Annotated in this window: 28 protein-coding genes; 12 read left to right on the top strand and 16 right to left on the bottom strand. The window is 68.6% G+C overall.

What is annotated here, in order from left to right; genetic code table 11:
• Window positions 1–54 precede the first annotated feature (54 nt).
• From AVL48_RS26605 to AVL48_RS26595, 4 genes are all read right to left on the bottom strand, one after another.
• The gene (locus AVL48_RS26605) at window positions 55–933 is read right to left on the bottom strand and encodes a diacylglycerol kinase family protein (protein WP_061980222.1); all 879 of its coding nucleotides are present in this window, start codon (window positions 931–933) and stop codon (window positions 55–57) included.
• A 265-nt stretch (window positions 934–1,198) separates the two neighbouring features.
• The gene (locus AVL48_RS26600) at window positions 1,199–1,402 is read right to left on the bottom strand and encodes a cold-shock protein (protein ID WP_061980223.1); all 204 of its coding nucleotides are present in this window, start codon (window positions 1,400–1,402) and stop codon (window positions 1,199–1,201) included.
• Between the two features lie 221 nt (window positions 1,403–1,623).
• A complete protein-coding gene (locus AVL48_RS39675; protein WP_167386363.1) occupies window positions 1,624–1,800 on the bottom strand; it encodes a hypothetical protein in 177 nt (58 codons plus the stop codon).
• A gap of 272 nt (window positions 1,801–2,072) precedes the next feature.
• Window positions 2,073–3,722: a thiamine pyrophosphate-binding protein gene (locus tag AVL48_RS26595; protein ID WP_279626644.1), complete on the bottom strand. Its 1,650-nt coding sequence runs from the start codon at window positions 3,720–3,722 to the stop codon at window positions 2,073–2,075.
• A gap of 182 nt (window positions 3,723–3,904) precedes the next feature.
• Here AVL48_RS26595 and AVL48_RS26590 point away from each other — a divergent pair, with 182 nt between their 5' ends.
• Together AVL48_RS26590 and AVL48_RS26585 are read left to right on the top strand one after the other, a co-directional pair.
• On the top strand, window positions 3,905–5,137 hold the full coding sequence (locus tag AVL48_RS26590) for a hydroxyacid-oxoacid transhydrogenase (RefSeq protein ID WP_061980225.1): 1,233 nt from the start codon (window positions 3,905–3,907) through the stop codon (window positions 5,135–5,137).
• Entirely contained in the window at window positions 5,131–5,550 is a 420-nt protein-coding gene (locus AVL48_RS26585) for an acyl-CoA thioesterase (RefSeq protein ID WP_074038218.1), read from the top strand. The genes AVL48_RS26590 and AVL48_RS26585 overlap by 7 nt, the downstream gene beginning before the upstream one ends.
• Here the strand turns inward: AVL48_RS26585 and AVL48_RS26580 are convergent.
• From AVL48_RS26580 to lanKC, 4 genes are all read right to left on the bottom strand, one after another.
• A complete protein-coding gene (locus AVL48_RS26580) occupies window positions 5,506–7,242 on the bottom strand; it encodes an ABC transporter ATP-binding protein (protein WP_061980227.1) in 1,737 nt (578 codons plus the stop codon). The genes AVL48_RS26585 and AVL48_RS26580 overlap by 45 nt on opposite strands.
• Window positions 7,239–8,924 carry an ABC transporter ATP-binding protein gene (locus AVL48_RS26575; protein WP_061980228.1) on the bottom strand — a complete coding sequence of 562 codons (1,686 nt, stop codon included), beginning with the start codon at window positions 8,922–8,924 and terminating at the stop codon, window positions 7,239–7,241. The genes AVL48_RS26580 and AVL48_RS26575 overlap by 4 nt, the downstream gene beginning before the upstream one ends.
• A 112-nt stretch (window positions 8,925–9,036) precedes the next feature.
• Window positions 9,037–9,180: a SapB/AmfS family lanthipeptide gene (locus AVL48_RS39200; protein WP_143104629.1), complete on the bottom strand. Its 144-nt coding sequence runs from the start codon at window positions 9,178–9,180 to the stop codon at window positions 9,037–9,039.
• A gap of 40 nt (window positions 9,181–9,220) precedes the next feature.
• A complete protein-coding gene (gene lanKC / locus AVL48_RS26570; RefSeq protein ID WP_061980229.1) occupies window positions 9,221–11,764 on the bottom strand; it encodes a class III lanthionine synthetase LanKC in 2,544 nt (847 codons plus the stop codon).
• Window positions 11,765–12,192: 428 nt separating this feature from the next.
• On the opposite strand from lanKC, the gene AVL48_RS26565 reads away from it, so the two are divergent.
• Window positions 12,193–12,558 (top strand): hypothetical protein, encoded by a 366-nt coding sequence (locus AVL48_RS26565; RefSeq protein WP_061980230.1) that lies wholly within the window; start codon window positions 12,193–12,195, stop codon window positions 12,556–12,558.
• Window positions 12,551–13,000: a hypothetical protein gene (locus tag AVL48_RS26560; RefSeq protein ID WP_425266119.1), complete on the top strand. Its 450-nt coding sequence runs from the start codon at window positions 12,551–12,553 to the stop codon at window positions 12,998–13,000. Before AVL48_RS26565 ends, AVL48_RS26560 begins: the two co-directional genes overlap by 8 nt.
• 3 nt (window positions 13,001–13,003) lie before the next feature.
• On the opposite strand, the gene AVL48_RS26555 is transcribed toward AVL48_RS26560, so the two are convergent.
• The 3 genes from AVL48_RS26555 to AVL48_RS26545 form a co-directional block, all read right to left on the bottom strand.
• Window positions 13,004–13,990, bottom strand: coding sequence for an MCE family protein (locus tag AVL48_RS26555; RefSeq protein ID WP_061980231.1), 987 nt, complete (start codon window positions 13,988–13,990; stop codon window positions 13,004–13,006).
• 322 nt (window positions 13,991–14,312) lie between these two features.
• Window positions 14,313–14,693 carry a PPOX class F420-dependent oxidoreductase gene (locus AVL48_RS26550; protein ID WP_061980232.1) on the bottom strand — a complete coding sequence of 127 codons (381 nt, stop codon included), beginning with the start codon at window positions 14,691–14,693 and terminating at the stop codon, window positions 14,313–14,315.
• Window positions 14,694–14,730: 37 nt separating this feature from the next.
• On the bottom strand, window positions 14,731–15,822 hold the full coding sequence (locus AVL48_RS26545; protein ID WP_061980233.1) for an alpha/beta hydrolase family protein: 1,092 nt from the start codon (window positions 15,820–15,822) through the stop codon (window positions 14,731–14,733).
• Window positions 15,823–15,996: 174 nt separating this feature from the next.
• Between AVL48_RS26545 and AVL48_RS26540 the strand changes: the two genes are divergently transcribed.
• Together AVL48_RS26540 and AVL48_RS26535 are read left to right on the top strand one after the other, a co-directional pair.
• Window positions 15,997–17,199 (top strand): sensor histidine kinase, encoded by a 1,203-nt coding sequence (locus AVL48_RS26540; RefSeq protein ID WP_061980593.1) that lies wholly within the window; start codon window positions 15,997–15,999, stop codon window positions 17,197–17,199.
• Window positions 17,196–17,840 carry a response regulator gene (locus AVL48_RS26535; RefSeq protein ID WP_061980234.1) on the top strand — a complete coding sequence of 215 codons (645 nt, stop codon included), beginning with the start codon at window positions 17,196–17,198 and terminating at the stop codon, window positions 17,838–17,840. The genes AVL48_RS26540 and AVL48_RS26535 overlap by 4 nt, the downstream gene beginning before the upstream one ends.
• Here AVL48_RS26535 and AVL48_RS26530 read toward each other — a convergent pair.
• A complete protein-coding gene (locus tag AVL48_RS26530) occupies window positions 17,830–18,420 on the bottom strand; it encodes a GNAT family N-acetyltransferase (RefSeq protein ID WP_482746683.1) in 591 nt (196 codons plus the stop codon). The genes AVL48_RS26535 and AVL48_RS26530 overlap by 11 nt on opposite strands.
• Before the next feature lie 372 nt (window positions 18,421–18,792).
• Between AVL48_RS26530 and AVL48_RS40280 the strand changes: the two genes are divergently transcribed.
• The 3 genes from AVL48_RS40280 to AVL48_RS26515 are packed head-to-tail and all read left to right on the top strand — an operon-like array spanning window position 18,793 to window position 20,207.
• Window positions 18,793–19,173 (top strand): glycoside hydrolase family 11 protein, encoded by a 381-nt coding sequence (locus tag AVL48_RS40280; protein ID WP_061980236.1) that lies wholly within the window; start codon window positions 18,793–18,795, stop codon window positions 19,171–19,173.
• 4 nt (window positions 19,174–19,177) lie between these two features.
• Window positions 19,178–19,816 carry a polysaccharide deacetylase family protein gene (locus AVL48_RS26520; RefSeq protein ID WP_061980237.1) on the top strand — a complete coding sequence of 213 codons (639 nt, stop codon included), beginning with the start codon at window positions 19,178–19,180 and terminating at the stop codon, window positions 19,814–19,816.
• A gap of 10 nt (window positions 19,817–19,826) precedes the next feature.
• Complete coding sequence (locus AVL48_RS26515; RefSeq protein ID WP_244162515.1) at window positions 19,827–20,207, top strand: contact-dependent growth inhibition system immunity protein; 381 nt, start codon at window positions 19,827–19,829, stop codon at window positions 20,205–20,207.
• A gap of 14 nt (window positions 20,208–20,221) precedes the next feature.
• Here AVL48_RS26515 and AVL48_RS26510 read toward each other — a convergent pair whose 3' ends face one another.
• Together AVL48_RS26510 and AVL48_RS26505 are read right to left on the bottom strand one after the other, a co-directional pair.
• Window positions 20,222–21,463 (bottom strand): lipase family protein, encoded by a 1,242-nt coding sequence (locus tag AVL48_RS26510; RefSeq protein WP_061980594.1) that lies wholly within the window; start codon window positions 21,461–21,463, stop codon window positions 20,222–20,224.
• A 137-nt stretch (window positions 21,464–21,600) separates the two neighbouring features.
• Window positions 21,601–22,077, bottom strand: coding sequence for a cupin domain-containing protein (locus tag AVL48_RS26505; RefSeq protein WP_063816493.1), 477 nt, complete (start codon window positions 22,075–22,077; stop codon window positions 21,601–21,603).
• Window positions 22,078–22,155: 78 nt separating this feature from the next.
• On the opposite strand from AVL48_RS26505, the gene AVL48_RS26500 reads away from it, so the two are divergent.
• On the top strand, window positions 22,156–22,605 hold the full coding sequence (locus tag AVL48_RS26500; protein WP_061980240.1) for a MarR family winged helix-turn-helix transcriptional regulator: 450 nt from the start codon (window positions 22,156–22,158) through the stop codon (window positions 22,603–22,605).
• Between the two features lie 73 nt (window positions 22,606–22,678).
• Here the strand turns inward: AVL48_RS26500 and AVL48_RS26495 are convergent, their stop codons facing one another.
• Window positions 22,679–22,882 carry a cold-shock protein gene (locus AVL48_RS26495; protein WP_037319102.1) on the bottom strand — a complete coding sequence of 68 codons (204 nt, stop codon included), beginning with the start codon at window positions 22,880–22,882 and terminating at the stop codon, window positions 22,679–22,681.
• A 185-nt stretch (window positions 22,883–23,067) separates the two neighbouring features.
• Window positions 23,068–23,685 carry a dihydrofolate reductase family protein gene (locus AVL48_RS26490; RefSeq protein ID WP_063816494.1) on the bottom strand — a complete coding sequence of 206 codons (618 nt, stop codon included), beginning with the start codon at window positions 23,683–23,685 and terminating at the stop codon, window positions 23,068–23,070.
• Between the two features lie 133 nt (window positions 23,686–23,818).
• Between AVL48_RS26490 and AVL48_RS26485 the strand changes: the two genes are divergently transcribed.
• Window positions 23,819–24,703 (top strand): alpha/beta fold hydrolase, encoded by an 885-nt coding sequence (locus AVL48_RS26485; protein WP_061980241.1) that lies wholly within the window; start codon window positions 23,819–23,821, stop codon window positions 24,701–24,703.
• Window positions 24,704–24,734: 31 nt separating this feature from the next.
• Complete coding sequence (locus tag AVL48_RS26480) at window positions 24,735–25,457, top strand: MerR family transcriptional regulator (RefSeq protein ID WP_061980242.1); 723 nt, start codon at window positions 24,735–24,737, stop codon at window positions 25,455–25,457.
• Window positions 25,458–25,516: the final 59 nt, after the last annotated feature.

Genomic DNA, 25,516 nt, shown 5'->3' with positions numbered 1-25,516 from the left:
CCAGTGTGCCTGGCCGCACCGGCGATCGGAAGGTCTCTGTGACCTGGGGCGGACTTACCGGATGAAGGGAGCTTCCACCAGCTGGGACGACGGCAGGATCCGCTCTGGCTTCCGCCCGAGGAGCAGGCCTTTCCTGGTGGCCTCCGCCATCACGGCGCGGACGTCGACGCACCACGGGCCTTCGGTCTTCAACTCGACGAAAGCGCTCTCTCCCGGCTTGAGGACGAAATGCGGTTCGCCGTCGAGCGCGATGGAGCCGCCCGCGGCCCCCAGGTCGACCCGCACGCCGGGGTACAGCACGCTCCAGCCCCGGACGCCCACCGCGCGGACCTCGCCCGGCGCGATCGGCGCCTGGACGACATACGGCGTCTCGTCGACCGGCCCGAGCGAGACCGCCACGCCGTCCACAGTGGACTTCGGGCTGGCGCACAACCTGCCGGCGATGCTCGACAGGCCGATCCCGTCCGGCACGGCGAACGTGCAGTACAGCTCGGTCAGCGACGCGGGATCCCACCGGGGTTCCGCCGACACGCTGACGTCGTTCAGCGCGATCTCCCGGCGAGCCTTCGTGACGACCTCGAGGACGGTCGCACGGTTCGTGACCAGGTCCGGGTCCACCTGATGGCCGGCCAGCAGCCCGGCGGCGAGCCCGGCCACGGTCGGCTCGGGAAGCGCGGTGCTCCCGATCGGCAGCATGAGCAACGGGACGTCGCCGCAAGCCGCCGCGGCGGCCCGCATCATGCCGTCGCCACCGAGGCAGATGAGCACACTCGCGCCCGCGTCCACCATCCGGCGGACGGTGCCGATGATCTTGCCCGCCTCGGTCCACACCATCACCCGGCCGACTCCGGCTACGCGGAGTGCCGAACGCAGACTCTGGATGTCACGCTCCGAAGCGGGGTTCGCCAGGATCCCCGCGACCACTTCGCCCACATGTCCTCCGCTGCCGCGCCACGTCCTACAAGGAAACGACGTCGAGGCCGCGAAAGAAAGAGTTGCACGAGGTTGCATCACAGAAGCATCTCCTCCGTGCGTGGCGGATCCGGTGGTATCCGGCGCCGAACGGGGCGAATATCCGATCACGCCCGGGCGCAGGCGATCGTGCCGGCCTACGAGACCGGGCTGGTCTCACCGTGAAGGACCGGAAAAAGCAGCAGGGCCGCCTCCCGAGGGAAGCGGCCCTGCTTGAAAGCTTGGATCAGATCACGTTGACCGAGGTGGCCTGCGGACCCTTCGCACCCTGACCGATCTCGAACTCCACGCGGGCGTTCTCGTCAAGGCTGCGGAAGCCATTGCCCTGAATTTCACTGTAGTGCACGAAGACGTCGCCGCCGCCGTTGTCGGGAGTGATGAAGCCGAACCCCTTCTCGGAGTTGAACCACTTCACAGTGCCCTGAGTCATAAAATCTCCATATGCAACACAAACAAACAGGAAGCCACGTCGGCAACCCGGGTCATGACCAGACGGTTTGCTTCCTCGGAAATGAGGAGACACTACGCCCGCTGAGTTCTGCGAGCGTGAACCAACACGAACACAAAAAACGAGACCTAAACCAGTAAAGCACACCTCACGTAGACCGACAAGCGTCGTCACCCGGCCGCGCGGTGCTCTTTACCACTCGGCTATTCGCCGCTCGCCGCGCGCAACGGAACGTCGGCGCCGAACGGTGAACGGCGCAGGGCTTCACGGTTGGTGGGCACGACGGCGACGTCGTGGGTCTCCGCGTCCGCGCTGAACTGCACCGGCACCACGCCGGAAACGGACTTGGACTTGTCCTGTGGCTTCATCTCGTCAGCCATGTTTTCTCCCCTGTGTCAACACAACGCTGTACGTACTGCGTGCCAACAACTCACCGGCGGACGGCCGCGGCCCCACTGGCCGCTCCTGTCCACCCAGTCCTCATCGGACTCTCGGTGTTGCGGCGATTGTGCCACGGCCGACCGACAAAATCCGGTCTCCGCGATCGAAAGTCGGCCGAGTCGTCGCCGGATTCCCACCCCTTGGGGCAGGTGAAGGCGCCCCCGCAAGGGTTTCTGTGTATCCCCTGAGAAAAAGTACCGCCCGGTAATCGCTACTGGCCGCCCTGCTGCGGCCTCGCGGCGCCCAGCAGGCTCGTCAGCCGGATGTCCGGGGTCACCACGTCCGGATCCGTCCGCACGTCGATCACGCACGGCCGTTGCCGGACCAGCGCGCTCGCGATGATCGGCTCCAGCTCCTCACGGTCGTCCACGGTGTACCCGGCGGCGCCGAGCCCGCGTGCCCACGACGCGAAGTCGGTGGCGGCGACGGTGACCCCCGACAACCGTCCGTGCTTGCGTGCCTGGTGCACGGCGAGCGGACCGTGCAGTCCGTTCTGGAACACCAGGACGGTCACCGGCACCCGGTAGCGGACGGCGGTTTCGATCTCCTGCCCGGTCATCAGCGCACCGCCGTCGCCGACCATCGCGATCACCGTCCGGCGCGGCTCGGCGAGTTTCGCCGCGATCGCCGCGGGGACCGCGTACCCCATGGCGGCGTTGCTCGGCCCGAGCTGACTGCGCGGCGCGGTGAAGCACCAGTAGCGGTGCATGAACTGGGCGAAGTTGCCCGCGTCGCTGGTCACGATGGCGTCTTCGGGCGCGAGCTTGCGCACGGCGCGGATGACGTCGGCCGGATGGACGCGGGTGGCGCCGCTGGTGTCGGGCGGCGTCATGAAGGTGTGCACGGCGGCGTTCGCGGCCGACGCGCGACGTGTCCGCGGCGAGGCGACCGTGCGCAGTTCGCGCAGGAACGGTTCGACTTCGGAGTCGACCCGGAAGGTCAAGCCACCACGCCTGGCCGGCTCGATGCCGGTGCCCACCAGCACCAAAGTCTGCGAAGGCGTCGGGTAGCGGAAGGACTGGGTGGTGACCTCGTCGAGCTGCGTGCCCAGCGCGAGGACGAGGTCGGCGCGTTCCAGCGCGTCGAGCTGGCGCGCCGGGATGCCGATGCCGAGGTGGCCCGCGTAGCGCGCGTGGTTCTCCGGGAAGGCGTCCTGACGGCGGAAGGCGTTGTACACCGGCAACGCGAGTTCGTCGGCGACGGCGATCAGCTCGTCCCGCGCCGAGCGCGCCCGGCCGCCGACGATCACCACCGGGTAGCGCGCCTCGTCGACCAGCTGCGCGACCGCCTCGGCGGTCCGGCCGAGCGCGCCGGTAGCGGGCGGCCGCACGGAAGCGACCGGTTTGGCCGAATCGAACGGCACCCCCCAGAAGTCGGCGGGGACGGCGACGACAGTGGGGCCGGGACGCCCTTCGCGACAGCGGGTCAGCGCCTCGACCAGCAGGCCCGGCACCTCGTCCGGTTGCTTCGCGTGACCGGTCCACTTGGCGATGGGCTCGAACATCGCGGTCAGGTCGGCGGTGGGCAGTTCACTCGTCGGGCCGGGACTGGACGGCGGGTTCTCCAGCAGGACGACCATCGGGCTTTCGTCCTGGTACGCCGTGGCGACACCGATCGCGAGGTTCGCCGCGTTCGGGCCGCGGCCCGCCAGCAGTACCGCCGGCTGCTCGGTGAGCTTGCCTTCGGCTTCGGCCATGAAGGCCGCGCCGGAGTCGTGCCTCGCCGAGACGAAGGTGATCGACCGCTCGCGTTGCAGCGCGTCGAGCAGATCCAGGAAAGACTCACCAGCCACCGCGTACACGCGGTGGACTCCTGCCTCGATCAAGATCTGCACGGCCGTATGGGCGACGGACGCTCCCAGTTGGTATCTAATGAGAAGAGCTTAGGCGGGCGGTGATCGGTGCCGTCAAGCGATCTTTCGATTCCGGCAACCCCGGGGCGGCAGAATGTCCGAAATCGGGACGTGTTCGAGCAAGGGAGCACGAAAACGTGACCTCAGCCACCGCTGGACGTGAAACTGTTTTCACCTACGGCGCACCAGCCTTGAAGTACGGAACCGGGTCGAGTGACGAAATCGGCTACGACCTCACCCAGTACGGCGCCCGGCGGGTGCTCGTATTGACCGACGCGGCCGTCGCCGCGACGGGCTGGCCACAACGGATCGCCGAAGGCATCGGGACCTACGGCATCGAAGCGGTCGTCTTCGACGGCGTCCACGTCGAGCCGACCGACGTCAGCATGCGCAAGGCCGTCGACTTCGCCAGAGGACAGGGCGAGTGGGACGCCTTCGTCGCCGTCGGTGGCGGGTCGGCCATCGACACCGCGAAGGCGGTGAATCTCTTGACCAGCAACGACGGCGACCTGATGGACTACGTCAACGCACCGGTCGGTGGCGGCCGCGCGCCGAGCGCGCCGCTGAAACCACTGGTCGCGGTGCCGACCACCACCGGAACGGGCTCGGAGAGCACGACGGTGTGCGTGCTGGACGTGTTGTCACTGCGGGTGAAGAGCGGCATCAGCCATCTCCGGCTGCGGCCGAGTCTCGCCGTGGTCGATCCGCGGCTGATGGTGTCGCAGCCGCCGGAGGTCACCGCCGCGAGCGGGATGGACATTCTGTGTCACGCCGCGGAAAGCTACACGGCCAAGCCGTACACCGAGTTCGACCGCAAGCGCCCCGAGGACCGCGTTCCCTACTGTGGCGCGAATCCGCTCGCCGACATGTTCGCCGAGCAGTCCCTGCGGCTGCTGTCGTGGGCCTTGCCCGCGGCAGTGCGGGACGGGTCGGACCTGAAGGCCCGCGAGGCGATGGCGCTCGCGGCGACGTTCGCCGGACTCGGCTTCGGCAACGCCGGCGTGCACATCCCGCACGCCAACGCCTATCCGATCGCCGGGCAGGTGCGGGAATTCCACCCCCCGGGTTATCCGGGTGACGAGCCGATGGTGCCGCACGGGATGGCGGTCTCGCTGACCGCGCCCGCGGCGTTCCGCTTCACCTTCGACGCGTGCCCGGACCGGCACCTGCGGGTGGCCCGGCTGCTCGCCCCGGAGTACGAATGGCCGGGCGATCTGCAAGACCACCTGCCCGCGGTGCTGCGGCAGCTCATGCGGGAGATCGGGATCCCCAACGGGATCGGCGCCGTCGGCTATTCGGAGTCCGATGTGGACTCACTGGTTTCCGGCACGGTGAAACAACAACGACTGCTGGCGACGGCACCACGCGAGGCCGCCGAACCGGACCTCGCCGGGATCCTGCGTGAATCGGTGACGCTGTGGTGAACGACGAGTACCCGCACTGGCAGACGGTTCCGTTGCGGTGGAAGGACAACGACGTCTACGGACATGTCAACAACGTCGTCCACTACTCGGTGATGGACACCGTGATCAACACCTGGCTGATCGAACGCGGCGGGCTCGACATCGAAACCGGGCAGGTGATCGGGTTGTGCGTGGAATCCCAATGCAAGTACCACGCTTCGGTGTCGTTCCCGGGTGAACTCGAGGTCGGCCTGCGGGTCGGGCATCTCGGGCGGTCGAGTGTCCGCTACGAGGTCGGGATGTACTCGAAGGAGACGGTGATCGCCGAAGGGCATTTCGTGCACGTCTTCGTCGATCGCGAGTCCCGGCGCCCGGTTCCGGTCGACGGGCTACTCCGGGGCGCGCTGGAAGAACTGCGCACTGGGCTGGGGTAGCCGCGGCGCCCACGCGTGCATGAGCTGGGCGTAGCGCGTGGACCGGTCCATGAGTTCGAGGTGGGTACCGAGGGCGGTCTCCTTGCCGTCCATCACCAGGACCCGGTCCGCGCGCAACGCCGACGTCAGCCGGTGCGCGATCACCACCAGGATCCCGCCCCGCTCGGCGAACGCCCGTTCCGCGCGGGCTTCGGCGGGCGGGTCGAGGTGCGAGGTCGCCTCGTCGAGGATGACGACGCCCGCGTCGCTCGCGTACACCCGCGCCAGCGCGATGAGCTGCGCCTCACCGGCGGACAGCGTCCCGTGCCCGATCTCGCTGTCGAGTCCGCCCAGCCGCGTGACCAGCGGCTCCGCCCCCACGGCGGTCACGGCCGCCCACAGTTCGGCGTCCATCGCCGTCCGCGCGAACAGGCCGACGTTGTCCCGCACGGATCCCGCGAAGACGTACGCCTCCTGGGGGATCAGCGCGATCATCCGATGCCGTACCGCCGCCGGCACCTCCCGGACCGGTACTCCGCCGAGCAGTACCCGCCCGGCCTGCGGTTCGAGCATCCCGGTCAGCAACCCGGCCAGCGTCGACTTGCCGATCCCGCTCGGGCCCACCACCGCGAACCGCTCGCCCGGCCGCAGATGCAGGTCCAGCCCGCGCACCACCGGCTCGGCCGCCGCACCCCAGCTGAAGGTCAGATCCCGCACGTAGATCGCGGTCCCGGCCGGTTCGGCCGTACCGTCCGGCTCCGGCTCGGCTTCCGCGGTCTCCGCCAACCGCCGCAGCGCGACGATCAGCCGCAGCACCACGGTGCTCGCGGTGGACGCCAGCCCCCGCAACGCCGGCTGCATCGTCGTCGCGAGGTAGACCAGTGCGCCGAGCGCGGCGCCGGCGGTGAGCACGCCGCCGGAGACCATGCCCGGCGCCACCAGCAAGGCCAGCAGCAACGGGACGAAGCCGCCGGTCGCGATCACCACCGTCCTGGCCGCCCCCGACCGCGCCACCCGCACGGCCGCCTTGGCCTGCGTGTCGATGGCGTCGTAAAGCTCAAGCGCGGCAAGGGGTTCCGCACCGCAGGCGACGATGTCGCGCATACCGGACAACGACGCGCCCGCGACCTCGGCGGTTCGCTCGTCGGCCAACGCGAGCGCGCGCTGCCGCCGGGCCAGCGAGGGCAGCAGGCAGGCGAACACGACCACCGAAACCACCACCGGGATCGCGACGATCAGCGCGAGCGAACCGGCGATGGTGAACAACCCGGCCAGCGCCGCCACCGTCGTCACGATCATCCCGCGCGCCTGCACCAGCAACCCGGCCGTGGCGTCGCGGACCACCTCGACGTGCTGGGTGATCCGGGCGACGCCGCTGGCGTCCGGCTGGTTCCGCGGTGGCGCCGGATCGTGCAGGACCCCGCGCACCACGGCGGTCACCAGCGCGTCACGCAGCGGCTCGACGACCTTGCCGAGCTGATGCCACACCAGCCGCGACCCGAACGCCCCGATCACGGCGACCAGGCCGAACACCGCGAGCCAACGCAGTCCGGTGCCTGGCCGATCCGCGGCAAACCCCTCGTCAACCGCGAGTTCGACCAGGCGACCGGACAAGAACGCGGGCGCGCTTTCCAGCACGGAGCAGGCCAGCAACACCAGCCCGCCTCTCCACTGCCCGGCCAGCGCCGAGCGGTAGAGCCCCCAGACGCTCACTGCTCGCCCTCCGTGTTCGCTGGCGAACCCGTGAAGACGCCTTGATAGGCCGGATCCTGCCACAGCTCGTCGTGGGTACCGACGGCACGGACCCGCCCGTCGTCCAGCCACACCACCGCGTCCGCCCGTGCCGCGGTGGCCGCGCGATGCGTCACCACCACCCGGGTCCGGCCGGGCAGGGTGCGTTCGATCGCCGCTTCGACGGCGGCTTCGGTGACCGTGTCGAGGCTGGCGGTGGCGTCGTCGAGGATGAGCACCCTCGGCGCGTGCGCGATCGCGCGCGCCAGCCCGATCCGCTGCGCCTCCCCGCCGGAGAGCGGGGTCTCCGAAAGCGGCGTCCGATATCCGTTCGGCAGCCGGACGATCAGGTCGTCGACCTGCGCGGACTGACAGGCGGCGCGCACGGCGGCCTCACCTGCCCAGGAGCCGTATCCGACGGCGTCGCCGATGGTGGCGCCGAGCAGCGCGGGCCGTTCGAAGGCGAAACCGATGACCGCGCGGAGTTCGTACGGCCGCAGGTCCGCCAGCTGACGGCCGTCGAGCGTCACCGCCCCTTCGTCCGGGCTCAGCAGCCCGCCGAGAACGTTGACCAGCGCGGACTTCCCCGAGCCGGAACGCCCGACGACGGCGGTGAACCGGCCGCCGCGGACCACGAGGTCGACATCCCGCAACGCGCCTTCGACGGTGACACCACGCAGTTCGAGCGTCCCCCGACCGGGGACGACGCCCAGCTCGCCCGGTTCGGGTACCGGTGACGCCAGCACCTCGGTGATCCGCCGCGCGCACGAGCGCGCGCGGGAAAGCGTGGTGAGCAACGGGATCTGGGTGACCATGCTCATGCCGAGCGCGACGTAACCGAGTGCGGCGAGGACCTGGCCGACACTCAGCCTCCCCTCCAGCACGCCGAAACCGGCGGCGGCCAGCACGGCGATCTCCACCGCGGGCAGCAGAAGGCCGGAACGCCACACCATCCTGGCCTGTGTGCGCCACATCCCGCGGCCCGCGAGACTCAGCTTCGGCAGCGGCCGCAACACTCGTTCGGCTTCGCGATCGGCGGTACCCGACGCGGCGATCGTGCGCAGCCCGGCGACGGCGTCGACCATCCTCGCCGCCAGTTCCCCGGAAACCTCTTGGTAGGTAAGGACGTCTTCGGCGGTGTTCTTCAGATGCGTGCGCGCGAGCATCAGCGCGAACGGGATGCTGCCGAGGAAGACGAGCGCGAGTCGCCAGTCCATCCACGCCAGCAGGACGACCGCGCCGCCGGAGATCAAGGTCGACGAGCCGAGCTGGACGACGACCGAGGCGACCAGGCCGGCGCCCGTGCAGTCCCCGGTGAGCCTGCTGATCGCGTCACCGTCGGCGAAGGTGGATCTGGTGCCGAGCGCCAGATAGCGGTCGGTGAGTTTGCGACGCAGCCAAGCGGTCGCGAAAGCGGTCATCCGCGCGGTGAGGATGCCGCCGATGAGGCCGACGGCGATCTGCGTGGCGCCGAGCACGAGCAGCCACGAGACCTCGGGGAGGCTGGGCCGTCCCGCGACGACGGCGTCGACCGCGGCGGCGAGCGCGCCGGGCAGGAGCAGCCCCGCGGCCGTCCCGGCGAGGGCGCTCAAGATCAGCGCGATCAGGCGGGGACGATCGAGCATGGTCACGGTGACCAGTAACCGATCGGTGGAACCCGCCATCCCACTCCTTACAACGTGATCCCAACGAGATGATCCGACCGGCAAAATGAGGGGCGCGGGAGCGGCGCACTTGGCCTGTGCCGCTCCCGCGCCCTCACCGATCACTCAGTGATCAGTGGCAGGTCAGCAGGCTGACCGTGCTGTTCGCGCAGGAGGCCAGCAGGCTGAGGTTGCTGGCGCCGCCGTGGCTGCCGCCACCGCCGGTTTCGAGCACCTCGGGAGCTTCCATGGCCTGCAGGTCCAGAACGAGTTCCATGATCGTGTTCCCTTTCGTTGTTTTCCTGGTCCGCCGATCGTCAACGACCGGCAGTTCTGGGGGACAGGAACGGCAGCAAGGCCTTCCCGTCCAGGGTGGCGGCGAGGGCGAGCAGGACGCCCGCGCCGCCGGTGACGACGTCCATCGACAGCCGCAGCAGCTGGTTGCCGGGGAACGCCAGGCCACCCTTGTACGGCACCGCGTACCAGGCCAGCCGGGAAAGATGCAGGTCGACGGCCTCGCGGACGCGCTGGTCCGGTTCGGCGCCCGTCGCGAGCGCGGCCATCAGCCCGCACCGGCCGAACAACAGGCCGGGGTGGATGACGAACTCGCCGCGGCAAGATTCGCGTAGCCCGGGAAGGCTCTTCAACGCCTTCGCGTCCGGACGGTGTTTCGCCAGCTCTTCGGCGACCAAGAGGATCCCGGCGCTGCCGACACCCACGTAGGGCAAGGTCCTGGTCTCGCCGTCGCGGACCTGCAGCGAGCCGTCGTCGGATTCGACGCACTCCTCGATGTCCCGCTCCAGCGCCTGGTCGGCGAAGGACAGCCAGCCCTCTTCACGGGTGCGCTCGAACAGCCGGATGAACAGCAACGCCGGCCCTGACCAGCCGTTGAGCAGCCCTGACCTGGCGAAGTCGCCGGGCGGGTCGGCGGTTTCGAGCGCTTCGGCGAGCCGGACGGCGGTGGCGAGTGCCTGCCTGCCGAACTCGTTGTCCTTGCGCTTCACCGCGAAGTGCAGCTGGGTCAGGCCGATTCCGGAAAGGCCGCCTTCGAGGCCGTGGTCGGCGGTCTGTCCCACCAGCGTCGCCGACGACGACAGTAGTTTGGCCGCCTCGTCGCGGTACCCGAGTTCTTCGAGGACGTAGGCGATTCCGTACGAGCCGTCGTAGAACCCCGGCCGTCCCGGCGGGTCGCGACGGACCGCGTCCAACAGCCACTTCTCGTGCTCGGGGTAGCGGTCGCCGTTGACCGCGTTCAACGCGTAGAGGACACCGGCCGCTCCGTAGCCGAAGCACGCTCCGCCGACGCGGAACTGCTCGATGTCGCCGGGGAAGAGCCGGTCGGTGCGCTCCGGGGTCGCGCTGGCGAGGATCGCTTCGGTGATCTGCTTGCGGACCAGCGTCCAGTCCGGTTCGTCGTGGTCGAGTTCGGTCTCACTCGATCGCGGCGGAGCGTTCCGGGGCGCGAGCTCGGCGACTATCGAGTCGGCGTAGCCCTCCGGGACGTCGAAGCGTCGCTGGACGAAGTCCGCCAGCCCGCGCAGCTTCGCCGGGGCGAGTTCGAGGAGCGTGGTGAGCGGCAGGAAGATCCACAGCTTCAAGACGGCGAGCGCGTACTCGTCGACCTCGAAGCCGTGCCGATCCCGCGGGGCGCGGAATCCGGGCGCGCCGAGAGCGGGCCGGGCGCCGCCGTCGACGTCGGCCGCCATCTCGAAGTCGATCAGCGAGACCTTGTCGTCGTCTCCGTCGACCAGGATGTTCATCGAGTGCAGGTCGCCGAAGACGATCCGGCGCTCGTGCACCGCTTCGACCATCTTCTCCACGCGGTCGACCAGCGCCAGCGCGCGTTCGGTGTAGGCGGTGATGTCGGCTTCCGTGCAGTCCCGGCGGGTGAGCGGGTAGTTGCGGGCGAGCCAGCTGCCGAGCGCGACGCCGGGCATGTACTCCATCGCCAGGAAGTGGTGCTCCCAGACGGTGAACCGGTCGTAGGCGGCGGGGACGCCGTCGATGTCCTTGAGCCGTTCCAATACCTGGTGCTCCCGGCGAAGCCGTTCGACGGCGTCGACCAGGTCGCGGTCGAGGCCGGCGTAGGGCCTGGCCTCCTTGAGGACCACCTGTTCGCCGTCGGCGTTCCGGTCGGCGAGGTACACCCCGCCGCCGTTGGAGAAGTGCAGCGGCTTCTTCACCCGGTAGGGGAACTGGGCCGGGTCGCCACCCTTGCGAGCCGCGAGGTGCGGCGCGAGGAACTCCGGAATCGTCACCCAGTCGGGTACGGAGAAGGTCGGCTCGCGTTTGTCCGGGACCAGCGTGCCGTCCGGCTTGCGCACCGCGAGGACGCGCTTGCCGTCGAGTTCGACCCATTGCTCGGCGAATCCGCCGTAACGGACGAAGAGCGGGCCGGCGCCATAGCGTAGATCACTGAGAATATACGCTCCTGGCTCTCCCTCCAGCTTCACGGCCAGCTCCACGAGCACGCGCTCCAGCTCGTTGTTGTCAGCTGGATAAAGAGTCAGCAACTTTCCGCTTCCGTCACGCGGCGCGTATTTGGAATTCCTGGCGAGCAGGGTGTTCCTCGAACGCAGATGCTTGTACGACACATTGTGCTCGATACAATGCTCATGCACCTTCACGAGCACCCGCTCGGCGTTGTGCAAACCTGCCGAAACGTGGATTTTCCAGCCCTGCGAAGGAAGGTTTCGAGCAAGAGGGTGCAGCATGCGCCATACCCCGCGCACTCCGGAGCGCCAGCCGGATTCGGGGGCGGGCAACAGGGCGGCGTAATCGTCGGCGGCGTCCCCGGTTTCCCGCTGCTCGTCGAAGAACAGCGGATCCGCGAAGCAATACGCTTCGTAACGGACGTCCATCGAGCGCCCCCTCCTTGGCACCAATCGGATGGGCCAAGTGCACCATCGCGATGGGGAATATTCCACTCGCCCGGCAGCGAACGGCCAATCCGCCATACCGGGGGTTCGCATGGGCTGTTCAGGGACGTGAATTCGAAACCTACCGAATAGTAGGGGTACCCAGGGTGAGATCAATTCGGTTTTCAACCACCCGGTCGGCGTGTAACAGGAGCACGCTCGCGCCGTAATCCCTGGTCGCGGCACAGAACACAATTGCGGCCGGCCGAATTGACAGAACGCCAACCGAACGCGCTTCGTGATCTATTCACTCGCGGTCTTGACCATCGCTCACTCCATCGTGGCCCCCGCCACGAACCCCGCCGGTCGCCCATCGGCGCCGAAAAGCCCGCAGGTACGTTGTCGACGGCGGAGTAGGTAAGGAGGCGGGCGTGATCACAGGCTTCGCGGTGATCGTCGCGATCTGCGCGGCGCTGGTCGCGGTGTGGAGTTTCGTGCAGTCCGCGCGCAAGAAGTTGCCGGACAACGCACTGCTCGTCGGCCTCGGCGTCGTCGAACTCCTCCTGGTGGTCCAGCTGGTCATCGGCGTCGTGCTGCTGATCGGCGGCGGCCGCCCGGGCAGCATGGCCACCTACCTGGCCTACCTGATCGGCTGCCTGGTCGTGCTCCCGCTCGGGACGTTCTGGGCGCTGGCGGAGCGCACGCGGTCGAGCACCGCGATCCTCGGGATCGCCTGCCTCGCCATCCCGGTGATGGTGCTCCGGCTGCACGAGGTGTGGGCGGGCGCCAGTGCCTGAAGAAACCGAGGAGAGCACGGTGGGCGAAGCCGCCAAGGACGTCAGCGAGAAGCCCGGTACGGACAAGGCCTCAGGTCCCGGCCGCATCCTGGTCGCCGTGTACGCGATCTTCGCGCTGGCGGCGACCTCGCGCGCGGCCGTGCAGATCAGTACCAAGTACCACGAGGCCCCGCTGGCCTACGTGCTGTCCGCGTTCGCGGCCGTCGTCTATCTCTTGGCCACCGTGGCACTCGCCCGCCGCGGCGCGAACTGGTGGCGGATCGCGGTGCTCGCCTGCGGGATCGAGCTGATCGGCGTGCTGACCGTCGGCACTTTCAGTCTCTTCGACCGCGCGGCTTTCCCGCACGCCACCGTGTGGTCGGTGTACGGGCAGGGCTACCTCTTCATCCCGCTGGTGCTGCCGGTGATCGGGCTGTACTGGCTCCGGCGGACGAAGCCGTAGTCCTCACTTCTCGAAGCAGCCCTTCTCGTTGAGCGGTCCGAACGAGGGCAGCACGAGCCCGCACAGGTAGCCGTCGATCCACCGCCCGTTTCCCGCGACATTCGTGAGTACCCGGATCGCCGGGGCGAACGCGGCGATCCCCTTGGCCAGCGAGTCCTGGTTGCGCTGGAGCATCGACGTCAGCCGGTCGAGTTGTTCGAGCACCGGCCCGAGCTGCGCGTCGTTGTCGGCGACGATGCCGTCGAGTGCGGTCGCGAGCCGTTTCGAGCCGTCGAGCAGATCCTTGATCGCCTGCTGCCGGGTGGAGATCGCGCGCAGGAGCGCGTTGCCGTCCTGCACCAGCCGCTGGACCTCGGCGTCGCGGTCGACGAGGGTTTGCGAGACCTGCCGCGTGTTCGCCACCAGCGTCCGGAGTTGCCGGTCGCGCGAAGCGATGGTGCCGGAGAGCTTCGAGATTCCGTCGAGCGCGGCGCGGACGTCGGCAGGCGTATCGGCGAAGGTGGCTGAAATCGTGTCGAAACTCTTCGCGAGCTGATCGACGTCGATGGCGTCCACGGTTTTCGACAAGTCTCGAAACGCCTCAAGGACGTCGTAGGGCGCGGTGGTCCGCCGCAGCGGGATCGGGTCGCTTGGATCGAGGACCGCTTCACCTCGCGGGTCGAGCGCCAGATACTTCTGCCCCAGTACGTTCTTTATCTGGATGGACGCGCCGGTGGCGTCGCCGAGCCAGGCGTCCTTCACCCGGAACGAAACGAGCACCCGATCGCCTTCGAGGTCGATCCGGGACACCTTCCCGACCTTCACCCCGGCGATCCGGACGTCGTTGTCCGCGCGCAATCCGCCCGCGTCGGAGAATTCGGCCGCATAGGTGGTGCCGCCGCCGATCACCGGCAGGGCGTCGGCGTTGAGCGCCGCCGCCATCCCGAGGGCCATCGTGGTGAGTCCGGCGAGTGCCAGCTTGACCGGATCCGCCGAGCCGAAGGACCGCATCGTCTCACCTCGCAGGTCGCGGTCGGAAAAGCGTAAGGGCCGCTCCTGTCGATCGCCAGGCGAAACGTTGCACCGATCGGGTGGCGCTGTCCGTCCTTAATGGACAGACAGTGCCACCGGTACGGTGCGGAATTCGGTGTCCGCCGCGTTTAGCGGGCTGAACGCGAGCAGTCGGTCCCCGCAGGAGATCACCTCGGAGGGTAGCGAAGGGCCCCTTCACTACCCTCAGGGTAGGCAAAGAGGCCTTCACGACGCAGTGACTCACACGCCACGTTTGCCTTACCCAAGTGAAGCCCTGGTGGAGCGCGGATTTCCTCAACCGCTAAGTATCCAGTCTCAGCTCGTAGTGGAGCGTCTTGTACTTCTTCCACCGATGCACGAGCGGAACGAAGAAGCCGTGCAGTAGCCGATGTTTCTCGGCGAGGCACTCGGCCGCGTGCCGGGCCTCGTCGCAGTCGAGCAGCCGCACGTGCCCCCGCACGGCGTCTCCGGTCGGAATGCCGCGGAAGGTGGAAGGAGCGATCTCGACGCGGGGGTCGTTCCGCATCCGCTTGGCCTTCCACGCCGCGTCGTAGGTGCGCAGGAACGCGTGGTCCCCTTCGACGGCGATGTTGACCGGCGTCCCGACGGCCGTCCCGTCCCGTTTGAACGTCTTCAAAAGGATCGTCTTCTGGTCGGTGAACCTGCTGAGCTGTGTCGTCATGACCTCTGGACGAAACGGCCGCCGCGAGCGTGACGGCCTAGTTCCAGAACTTGATCTCGGGGTTGCCCGTCACCGGCCCGTCCAGCAGCGGCTGGCGGCCGCCGCGCAGGTTCGCGTCGAAGAACGCCGAGACGTACGCCCTCGTCAACTCCATCCCGCGCAGGCCACCGAGCAGTCCAGGCTTCGACAGGCCGAGTTGCTCGCCGAGCACGCCGACGTCGGTGAAGGACGCGTGCCCGGCCGCGGCGACGCTGATCCAGCGCTTCCAGCCGGTGAGCTTCGGCCAGCTGCCGGCCCAGGTCGTGTCCGGACCGGCCGGGGTGTACTCGCTTTCGCGGCCGAGCAGCAGGAACGGCCGGTCGATTCCGGACGCGGGGATCGGCGACCACAGCCTGCCGTCCATGTCCACGCCGGCGCGGATCCGCTGGTCGTTCACCATCGCCGTCGGGCTGCTGTAGCCGCCGATCGAATGCCCGGCCATGCCGATGCGCGTCCGGTCGATCAGCCACGACCACTTCGACGAACCCCTGGTCAAGGTGTCGAGGACGAAGGAGACGTCCGCGGAGCGGATCGGCGGGAGCAGGGTGGAGTCGGATCCGCAGGCGGCGCATTCGGTGACGCGACCGTCGGGGAAGGCGGTGCCGTGGGATTCGTAGTTGTGGCCGATCACCGCGACGACGAAGCCCTTGCTCGCCAGCTCCTCCGCCAGCCCGGTGAGCGTGGTGCGCGGCTTGCCGAAACCGGGTGACAGCACGACCAGCGCCCGCTTCCCCGGCAACGGCGGGGCATCGACGCGGGCACTGCTCCGGGTCCCGGCGACCCGCGCGGGGTCGACGTCGGGAAGCCCGGACTCGGTCAGAAAGGCCTTGGCTTCGGCCGTCGTCAGATACGGCCGCCGCTGGCCGATCGACAGCAGCGCCGGGTAGAACATCGACACCATCAGCTCACGCGACCCGGTCGGTACCCAGGGATCCCGGCGTGCGTCGTCGACCAGATGCAGGTCGGTGGAGCCGACGGGATGCGAACCGGTCGGCGGCGGCAACCGCAAAGACGGCGCGTCCGCCGAAGCCCGGCTCACCACCGAGACCATGGCGGCGAGGGTGAGCAGTGCGACAAGAAGCCTTCTCATGAGGATTTCCGTTTCGGTCGAGGATTTTCCGTCGCCCAGCCTGTGCCATGCCGCCGTGTTCGCACATCGGCCGGAGAGCACGTCACTCCTCGTCCGTTCGTCTGTCGCAGGTCGTACCCGGAACTCTGTCTCGCGGTGGATCCGCGGCGCCCGATCCGCGGTTACGCTCGATCGGTGCTGGCCGTATTGAGGAACCATCCGAAGGCCGTCGACCGCGGGCTGACCGTGCTCATCGGACTGTCCACTGTGGTCGCCGCCGACGCCCCGGAGGGCTTCGAATGGTGGGTGGTGTCGTTGGTGGCCTTGGCTTCTCTGCTGGTACGACACCGCAATCCCGCGATCACCTTCACGGTGGGCACGGTGGTCTCGCTTCTTCATCTGGCCATGGGCAACGATCTCCGCCCGGTCGACCTCGTGGCGTTGATCGGCCTCTTCTCCGTCGCGGCCTGGGGGTCGCGACGGCTTTCCCTCGCCCTGCTGGCGGCGGGGCTGCTCGCCGCCGCCGCGTGGTCGTTCCACGCCTCGGAAGCGAACTCCCGGGCACACGTCCCGCTGCCGCCGCCGCGGATCATCGTCATCGATCCGATGGCACCGCCGATCGACGACGACGAAAGCCAAGTCCAGGACTGGGGCGGGTTCGCGGGCGTGGGGTTGTCGCTCTCGGTGGCGTGGCTGGCCGGGATGAACACGCGGCAGCGCCGGATCCGGCTGTCGGTGCTCGAACAGCGGGCCGCCGATCTCGAACGTGAGCGGGACACCCAGGCCGCGCTGGCCGTGGCGGCCGAACGCGGGCGGATCAGCCGCGAACTGCACGACGTCGTCGCACACGCGCTTTCGGTGGTGGTACTGCAGGCACAGGGCGCCCAAGCGGAACTGGAGCGGCGGCCGGAGCGGACCCGGGAGGCGCTGGACGCCATCGTCGGCACCGGGCGGACCGCGTTGAGCGAGATCCGGCGGCTGCTCGGCGCGCTCGGCCAGGACGCGCCGGACTGGGAACCGCGGCCGGGTGCGGAACGGCTGCCGCGTCTGGTCGCCGACCTCCGCTCGGCGGGTACGCCGGTCGACTTCCGCGTCGAAGGGGAACCACGGCCGCTTTCGTCCACAGTGGACTTGGCGGCGTACCGGATCGTGCAGGAGGCCTTGACGAACGTGCTGAAACACGCCGGTCCGGACGCGTCGGTGACTATCGTGGTGCGGTATGAGCCCGAAGCGCTGGAGATCGAGGTGACCGACGACGGCATCGCGGCGGAGGCGCCGTCCGGCACCGGGCACGGCCTCGAAGGGATGCGGGAACGGGTGAACGTGCTGGGCGGCACTTTCGACGCGGGGCCCTTGCCGGAACGCGGTTTCGCCGTCCGCGCGACACTGCCGTCATGACGATCCGGGTGGTCATCGCCGACGACCAGGCGCTGGTGCGTACCGGCCTGCGGATGATCCTCGACAACGCCGACGACATCGACGTCGTCGGTGAGGCAGGCGACGGCGCGGAGGCCGTGGAGCTGGTTGCGGACCTCGACCCCGACGTCGTGCTCATGGACATCCGGATGCCCGAAATGGACGGCGTCGAAGCCACCGCCGCGATCGCCGAGGCCCACCGCACCCGGGTGCTGGTGCTGACCACCTTCGATCTCGACGAGTACGTCTACGCCGCGCTCCGGGCGGGCGCCAGCGGCTTCCTGCTCAAGGACGCGCTGGCCCCGGACCTGCTTTCCGCCGTCCGCGTGGTCGCCGCCGGAGAAGCCACCCTCGCCCCGACCGTGACCCGTCGGCTGCTCGACCGCGTCGTCACCGGCCTGCCCGCGCCGCCACCGGACGACCGGCTCGCCCTGCTCACCGGCCGCGAACGCGAAGTGTTGCAGCAGCTGGCCCGTGGCCTGTCCAACGCCGAGATCGCGGAGCTGCTGTTCCTCTCGCCAGGAACGGTGAAGACCCACGTCGGCCGCATCCTCACGAAACTCGGGCTACGTGACCGCGTCCAGGCCGTCGTCTTCGCTTACGAAGCCGGGATCACCCGTTGACCGCGGCGGGCGTCCGCCAGTGTTTGCCGCGACGGGGCCGCCGGTGCTGACCGCGGCTGCCGCCGCGGCCACCGAGGTCGTCCGGACGGCGCAGGGCGAACTCCTCGGCCGTGATGCCCATCCGCACCAGGTACTTGATTTCGCCGCGCACCACTTCGGTGTCGCGCAGCCTGCCTTCCTCGCGGAAGCCGAGGCCACCGTGCAGGGAAAGCGACGCCAGGTTGCCGCCGTACACGCTGACCTCGCATTTGCGGAAGCCGCGCTGCTCGAACATGTGCGCCAGCAGGACGGTGATGGCGTCCGTGGCGTAGCCGCAGCGCTGGTGCCGAGGGGCGATCCCGATGCCGTAGCCGAACAGGCCGGTCACGGGGTCGGCGCCGATGGTGCAGACCGAGCCGACCAGCATGCGCCCGCGGACGGTTTCGATGCCGAAGTGGATGTCGTCACCGGCGGAACCCGAACGATGCGACGCCCAATGCCGGTGCCCGCCGCCGATCAGCGGCGTCGCCTCGCGGGCCATGTCGCGGTCGAAGCCCATCAGGACCCGGCGGTCCCGGAGGCCGACCTCGCGCAGCCGCACCTTCCGCCCGACCTGCTCGGGCTCCAGAGCGGAGCGGCTCACCGCGCCAGACCGCACGAGTGCTCACGAATGATCACAAGCATCCCTTGACGATATCGGTAGCCGGGACACGAGCTCCAGAGACCATCGTCGGGCCCGCGGATGGGCCTGGCCACACTCTCGCGAGCCGGCGAAACTTCTTCGAAAGTCTTTGACCGGCTTCCTTGGTGCCACCGACACTTTTTCCCTCGGCACACCTCGACGAAGAGGGAGCACACGGATGAGATCTCTTGGGACATCCCGGTTCCGGCCGGCTCTGAGCGGGGCCGTCGTGGCCGCGCTGATCACGGCTTTTACTACTCGTTCTGGACCGACCGGCCCGGTTCGGTCTCGATGACGCTGAGCGCGGGCGGCAGCTACCTGACCCTTTACGGTTGGACGTCGAACCCGCTGGTGGAGTACTACATCGTCGACAACTGGGGCAGCTACCGGCCGACCGGGACCTACAAGGGCACCGTGACCAGTGACGGCGGGACGTACGACATCTACCAGACGACCAGGTACAACGCCCCGTCCGTGGAAGGCACCAAGACGTTCAACCAGTACTGGAGCGTCCGGCAGACGAGGCGGACCGGCGGCATCATCACCACCGGCAACCATTTCGACGCGTGGGCGCGGGCCGGAATGCGGCTCGGCTCCTTCAGCTATTACATGATCATGGCGACCGAGGGCTATCAGAGCAGTGGCAACTCCAGCATCACCGTGAGCGGGTGACGCCGTGTTCGTCGTCGCCGCGCTGGTCGCCGCGCTCACCTTCGTTCCCGGCGCCACTCCCGCCGCCTGCTCCGGATACGTCGGACTCACCTTCGACGACGGCCCGTCCGCCACTACCTCACGCCTGCTCGACGCGCTCCGGCAGAACGGGTTGCGGGCCACGATCTTCAATCAGGGCCAATACGCCGCCGCGAATCCGGCGCTGGTCCGGGCCCAGGTAAGCGCGGGAATGTGGGTGGCGAACCACAGTTACACGCATCCGCATCTGCCCCGGTTGAGCCAGTCGCAGATCGATGCGGAGCTCTCACGGACGCAACAGGCCATCGCCAACGCCGGCGGCGGCACCCCGAAACTGTTCCGTCCGCCCTACGGCGAGACGAACACGACCGTGCGCTCGGTGGCGGCGCGGTACGGGCTGACCCAGATCCTCTGGGACGTCGACTCGCAGGACTGGAACAACGCGAGCACCGACGCGATCGTCGCGGCGAACGCCCGCCTCACCAACGGACAGGTCATCCTCATGCACGACTCGCCCGTCAACACCATCGCGGCGATCCCGCGGATCGCACAGGGCCTGGCCGCGCGAGGGCTCTGCGCCGGTGCGATCTCCCCGCAGACCGGACGGGCGGTGGCGCCGGGGTAGTTTGGGGCCCGTGACCACTTTGGACGACCTCGAACCGCCATGGGGCGACCCGCCACCGGACGCGACCGGCCTCATGACGACGGTCTACCGGTTGCGCCGCAAGCCGATCCGGGACTTCGAGGTGGAGGACCTGCGAGTACTGCTGGGGCAGCAGGTGAGCGTCGAGGTGCTCGTTCCCCTCGCGCTCCCCCTGCTCGAAGCCGACCCCATGGCCGAGGGCCGGTACTACCCCGGCGACCTGCTCGCCGCGATCCTCATGGTGCGGGAGCCGTACTGGCGGAAACATCCGGATCACCTCGCGCGGCTGCGCGAGGTGATCCGGATGGCCAGGGAAACCGGTGACGTCAAGCCGTTGCGGAGGCAGCTCGAGGCTTTTCCGCAGGAGAGCTGAACTTCGGAACCGCGCTAGAACCGGCCGCAGTTCCCCGCCGCCGGTTTCCCGGCGAACCGTTCGGTCAGCCAGTTCGCGGCTTCTCCCTGGGCACCGGAGATGCCCAGGACGTGGGAGAAGAGCGGGCTGAACGACGGGATGTCCTGGAAGCGCACGTTCGCGCCCTTGGCGCACCAGTCCTTGCCGAGCTGTTTGCCGATGCTCGACGGGATGACGTCGTCGTTGGGAGCGTGCGCGACCAGCACCGGCGCGGCGGGCTTGAGCGTGCCGATCCGGTTCGCCGCGACGATGCCGCGGAACGGCTCCTGGTCCAGGTACGCCGAGACGGGCCGGCCGTCCTTGGTCAGCTGAGCGGAATTGCGGTACATGTATTTGAAGACCGCGTCCAGCGTGCAGGTCTTCCGGGCTTCTTCGAAGAGCTGCTTACCGGCGTCGTTGGCCAGGTCGAGGATCTTGGCTTCCGGATAGGCCGCGTTCAGGCCGATCAACGAATACCCGAGGAAACCGACGTACATTCCACCGTCCAGGCTCTTCGCGAGCACCGCCTTGTCCGCGGGAGCCGCGCCTACGTAAGCGCCCTTCAAATCGAGTTCGGGCGCGTAGGACGGCGCCAGCTCGGCCGCCGAAGCCGAAGCGCCGCCGCCTTCCGAGTAACCCGCGACGCCGACCGGCGAAGCGGACGAAAGCCCGGTGCCGGACAGTCGCTGCGCCGCCCTCAGTACGTCGAGTACCGCGTGCGCTTCGGATTCCCGCACCACGTAGGTGTGTTCGCCCGGTGTCCCGAGGCCTTCGTAGTCGGTCTGGGCGACCGCGAAACCCTTGTCCAGGAGGGCACTCACGAAGGACTTCTGGAAGGAGGACACGAAGTCACCACCCTCGCCCGCCAGGGATTTCGACGGCGCGCACTGATCGCCCATGCCCGCCGTGAACGGCGCGTACGCCACGATCGGACGCTGCCCCGGTCCGCTCCATGCCTTGTCCGGCACCAGAACCGTGCCCGTGACCGGTATCGCGCGATTCGCGGCGTCCCGGCTCAGGTACATGACCCTGGTCGACTTCGCGCCGCTGAAGGTCGACGGCAGCGTCTTGATCACGTCGCCGTCGGCGCCCCGCGGAAGCGGTGACGGGGGATCGTAGAAACCAGGGTCGGCATCGGCGGACGCGGCCCCGAAGGACAACAACGTCGCCACGAGCCCTGCCGTCACCAAACCGGAAAACAGCGCACGCCGCCGGGAAGAACGGAAAGTGTTGTGCATGCTGAACTCCACCCACCGAGTTCGATTTTTCTCTCGCGGATCCGCGAGAGAAAACCACAGTGGCGGCCGACTTCAGCGACGTCAACCGGCGGCTACGCGCTTTGTGAGGCGAAGGAGAAATCGCGGTCGGATGATTGTCACCCGGCGTTGAGGGATTCGTTCCATTCCGGCGCGTCGACGAAATGGACGTCGTAGCGCTCGTGGATCCGGTCGACCTCGTCCGGCGGCAGGTCTCCGCGCAGGATCTCCGGCAGGGCACGGAAGTAGTCGAATCGCTCGATACCGGGAGTGAGCGTGATGAGCACATTCGCGGCGAGCTCCGGCGGCGCGGCGAACGCGTGCCGGACGCCCGGCGGCACCACGACGTAACCACCTTTGTCGACGGTGATCAGCTCGGTGCCCACCATCATGCGAAGCGCCCCGTCGAGCACATAGAACGCTTCCGCGGATTTCTCGTGAAAGTGCGGCTTCGTACCGGCCTCTCCGGCCCGCAAGCAGAGCCGGTTCGCGCCGAGGAGCCCGCCCGTGTGTCCGCTGTCAGCCAATAACCACAGCGCGGGGCGCTCGATCGTCTCCGCGTCTCTCTCCTGCACCACCCAGGCGTCGTTCGCCATCGCGCACCTCATCTAGTTGAAGTCTTCAACCAAAAGTAGCCCGAAGTAGTTGAAGGCGTCAACTGCTACCTTGGCGGCGTGACCAACTGGCTCGACGCGGACCAGCAACGCGACTGGCGGGCGTTCATCGAAGGATCGGTACGTTTCGTCGACCTGCTCGACCGCAGGTTGCGGGAGCGGCACGGGCTTTCACTCGCCGAGTTCGAACTGCTCGTACGGCTGTCCGAAGCGGAGGGTCAGTCGATGCGGATGGCCGACCTCGCGAAGTCGGCGTACTACTCGCGCAGCCGGCTGTCCCATCGCGTCAACGGGCTGGAGTCCCGCGGCCTGGTCCGGCGGGAGTCGGCCGCCGAGGACGGGCGTGGGGTCAGCGCGCGGCTCACCGAGGCGGGCGACGAGACCCTGCGCCGCGCGGCACCGGACAATCTGCGCACCGTCCGGGAGCATTTCGTGGACGTGATCGAGCCGGAAGACCTCCGGGCCGTCGGCCGGGCCATGACGGCCGTCACACGGCGGCTCGAGGACTGAAGCCGCGGCGGTCCCTTCAACGACCGAAGGCCCTCACCCAGTTCGGGTGAGGGCCTTCGGCGGTGGAAAAACGTCAGATGGCGACGACGCGCTGGGCCTGCGGGCCCTTCTGGCCCTGACCGATTTCGAACTCCACGCGCTGCCCTTCGTCCAGGGACTTGAAGCCGTTCCCCTGGATCTCCGAGTAGTGCACGAACACGTCCGGTCCGCCGTCATCCTGCGCGATGAAGCCGAAGCCCTTTTCGCCGTTGAACCACTTCACGCTGCCCTGAGCCATACTTTTTACCTGCTCTTCATATGCGAGTCTGAGCGCATTCGATGCCCCGATCTCACTACCCATTCTCGCAGGTGTCGCCGGAGAGCACACGTCGTGTCCCGAAAAAAGAAGATTTCGGTGCGCGGGCAGCGCGGGAAAAAACGGACATTCGCCAGGTCAGTGCCACTTTCTCGGCCGAGAAAAACTTACGGTGTACTCACCCACATTGGGTCGATGAGCCTCGCCCGCCCAGCGCCGCGGGTCGCTCCACTCCGGACGCGATAGCGCAGATGGGTGGCGGCCCCCGCGACGGGCTCTCCCGCCGGGATCAGGTCGCCGCGACCACCGCCGAACAACGCCGTCCCCTGCCCCAGGAGGACGGGCGCGAGGTGGAGATACACCTCGTCGAGCAGGCCCGCGGCGAGCAGCCGGCCCGCGACGTCAGCGCCCAGCACGAGGACGTCCTTGTCCCCCGCGGCCTCCTTGGCACGCCGGACCGCGGCCTCCAGGCCGTCGAAGACGAACGTCCCGCCGTTGTCCCCGAGGAGGTCGTCCCTGGTCCGGCGGGTGACCACGAAGCTCGGGACGCCCGGCCACGGGGTGCCGCCCCACGGACGCAGGCCGAGGTCGAAGGTGCGCCGCCCGATGACGGTGGCCCCGACCGCCGAGTCCACCTCCCGGCGGACGTCGGCGTCCGGTCCGGCTCCGCCCATCCACTCGTGCAGTTGTTCCCCGCCGTCCCCCATGGACTCCTCGGCCCGGACGTTCGGTCCGGCGGTGAACCCGTCAAGGGACATCGACACGTCCAGTACCACCTTGCTCATCGCAAAGCCTCCTTCGCCGCTTCAGCGCCCGCTCGGCGCTTTCACCTGGAGGTCGGAGCCGTCCCTGCCGTCTCGACATGGACATCGGGAAAGCTTGACCTTGACCCTGCGTCAGGGTTGGAGCCTTGATCGCATGACGAACGACAGCACTTCCCCCGCTCGGCTCGCGCCGCCGATCGGCGGATTCCAGGAGATCGACGGCCGCCGCGTCTTCGTGCACCGGTCGGGCGGCGGCGGTCCGGCCGTCGTGTTCCTGCCCGGCGCGAGCGCGGTCGGCCTGGACTATTTCGGCGTTCAGCAGCAGGTCGCGGGGTTCACCACCGCTGTGGTGTACGACCGCGGTGGCACCGGCTACAGCGATCATCTCCCCCTGCCGCGCACTGCCACCGCGGTCGCCACGGAACTGCGCGACCTGCTGCACGCCCAGGACATCCCCGCCCCGTACGTCCTGGCGGCGCACTCCCTCGGCGGCCTCTACGCGCATCGATTCGCGCAGCTGTATCCGCGAGACGTCGCCGGACTCGTCTGGCTGGACGCCCTGCACCGGGACTGGGACGACTTCATGCCGCCGGCCGCGGGCCTGGCCGCGGCTGGGCGGATGGCGCCCGATCCGGAGCGGATGCGGCAGGCACTGCGCGAGATGTACGACGAGCTGCGCGCGGACTACCCGGAACACGTCCGGCAGGCGCTGGTCGAGGCCAAGGTGAGCGACGAATGGCTCCGCGCCGGCGTCGCCGAGCGCACCAAGCTGCCCGAACTCGTCACCGAACTGCGGGCCGGGCCGGACCTTCCCGACGTCCCGGTGGTCGCGCTCACCGTCGTGGGCACCGATCCCGGCCAGGACGAGCAGCTGTCGCGTGAGCTGAACGACGCCAAGACGAAAATGGACGCGGCCCTGGTGAGCGCGGTCTCGCACGGCGAACAACGCGTCCTCTCCGACACCCTGCACCACCGGCTCTGTTTCGACCGCCCCGATGCCGTGGTCCAGGCGATCCGTGACGTCGTCGATCGCTCCTAGACTCAGTGGGACCCCGGAAGGCAGGAGAACGGTGCTCACGATCGGCCAGCTCGCGGCGACCGCCGGCGTGACCGTGCGCACCGTTCGCCACTACCACCACGTCGGTCTGCTGCCCGAACCCGAACGCGACGCGTCCGGCTACCGCCGTTACAGCGCGCAAGCGGCGGTGGATCTCATCCGGATCAGGACCCTCGCCGATGCCGGGGTGCCCTTGGCCCGGATCGACGCCCTGCTGCACGCACAGCCCGCCGAATTCGCCGCCGCCATCACCGAAATCGACGCCGACCTGCGACGCAAGATCGACCGGCTCACCGAAAACCGCCTCCGGATCGCCGAACTGGCGAGCGGCGAAAGGCTTGTCCTGCCACCGGAAGTGGTCGCCATCCTGGACCGGATGCGCCGTCTGGGCATCAGCGAACGGAGGATCCGGCTCGAACGCGACGCGTGGATCCTCATGCAGGCGCTGGATCCGCAGCTCCTGCCGCAGCGGCTACGGGACAAGAACGCCGCCTTCGACGATCCCGAGACGGCGCGCTTGTATCGCGCCTGCGATCAAGCGGCCGGCTGGGATCCCCGCGATCCACGCCTGGACCGGCTCATCGACGACCTGGACGCGTGGGAGATCAAGCACGAAGGCGCCTCCAGTGAGCCCGGCTACCTGAAGCTGGTCGTTTCCCGGATCTCCGAAGCTTCACCGGCATGGCAGCGCATCGTCGACGCGCTCGCCCACCGTGCCCTGCGGCGTGGGCGGTAGAAGAAAACCTGCTTGCGCTCGAAACCCCGGCGGTCTTCTCGTTCCCGCTGCACGTCATC

Source organism: Amycolatopsis regifaucium, from assembly GCF_001613935.1.
GTDB classification, from domain to species: domain Bacteria; phylum Actinomycetota; class Actinomycetes; order Mycobacteriales; family Pseudonocardiaceae; genus Amycolatopsis; species Amycolatopsis regifaucium.
The sequence above is the reverse complement of the archived record's forward strand: the minus strand, read 5'-3'. Positions and strand labels throughout refer to the sequence as shown.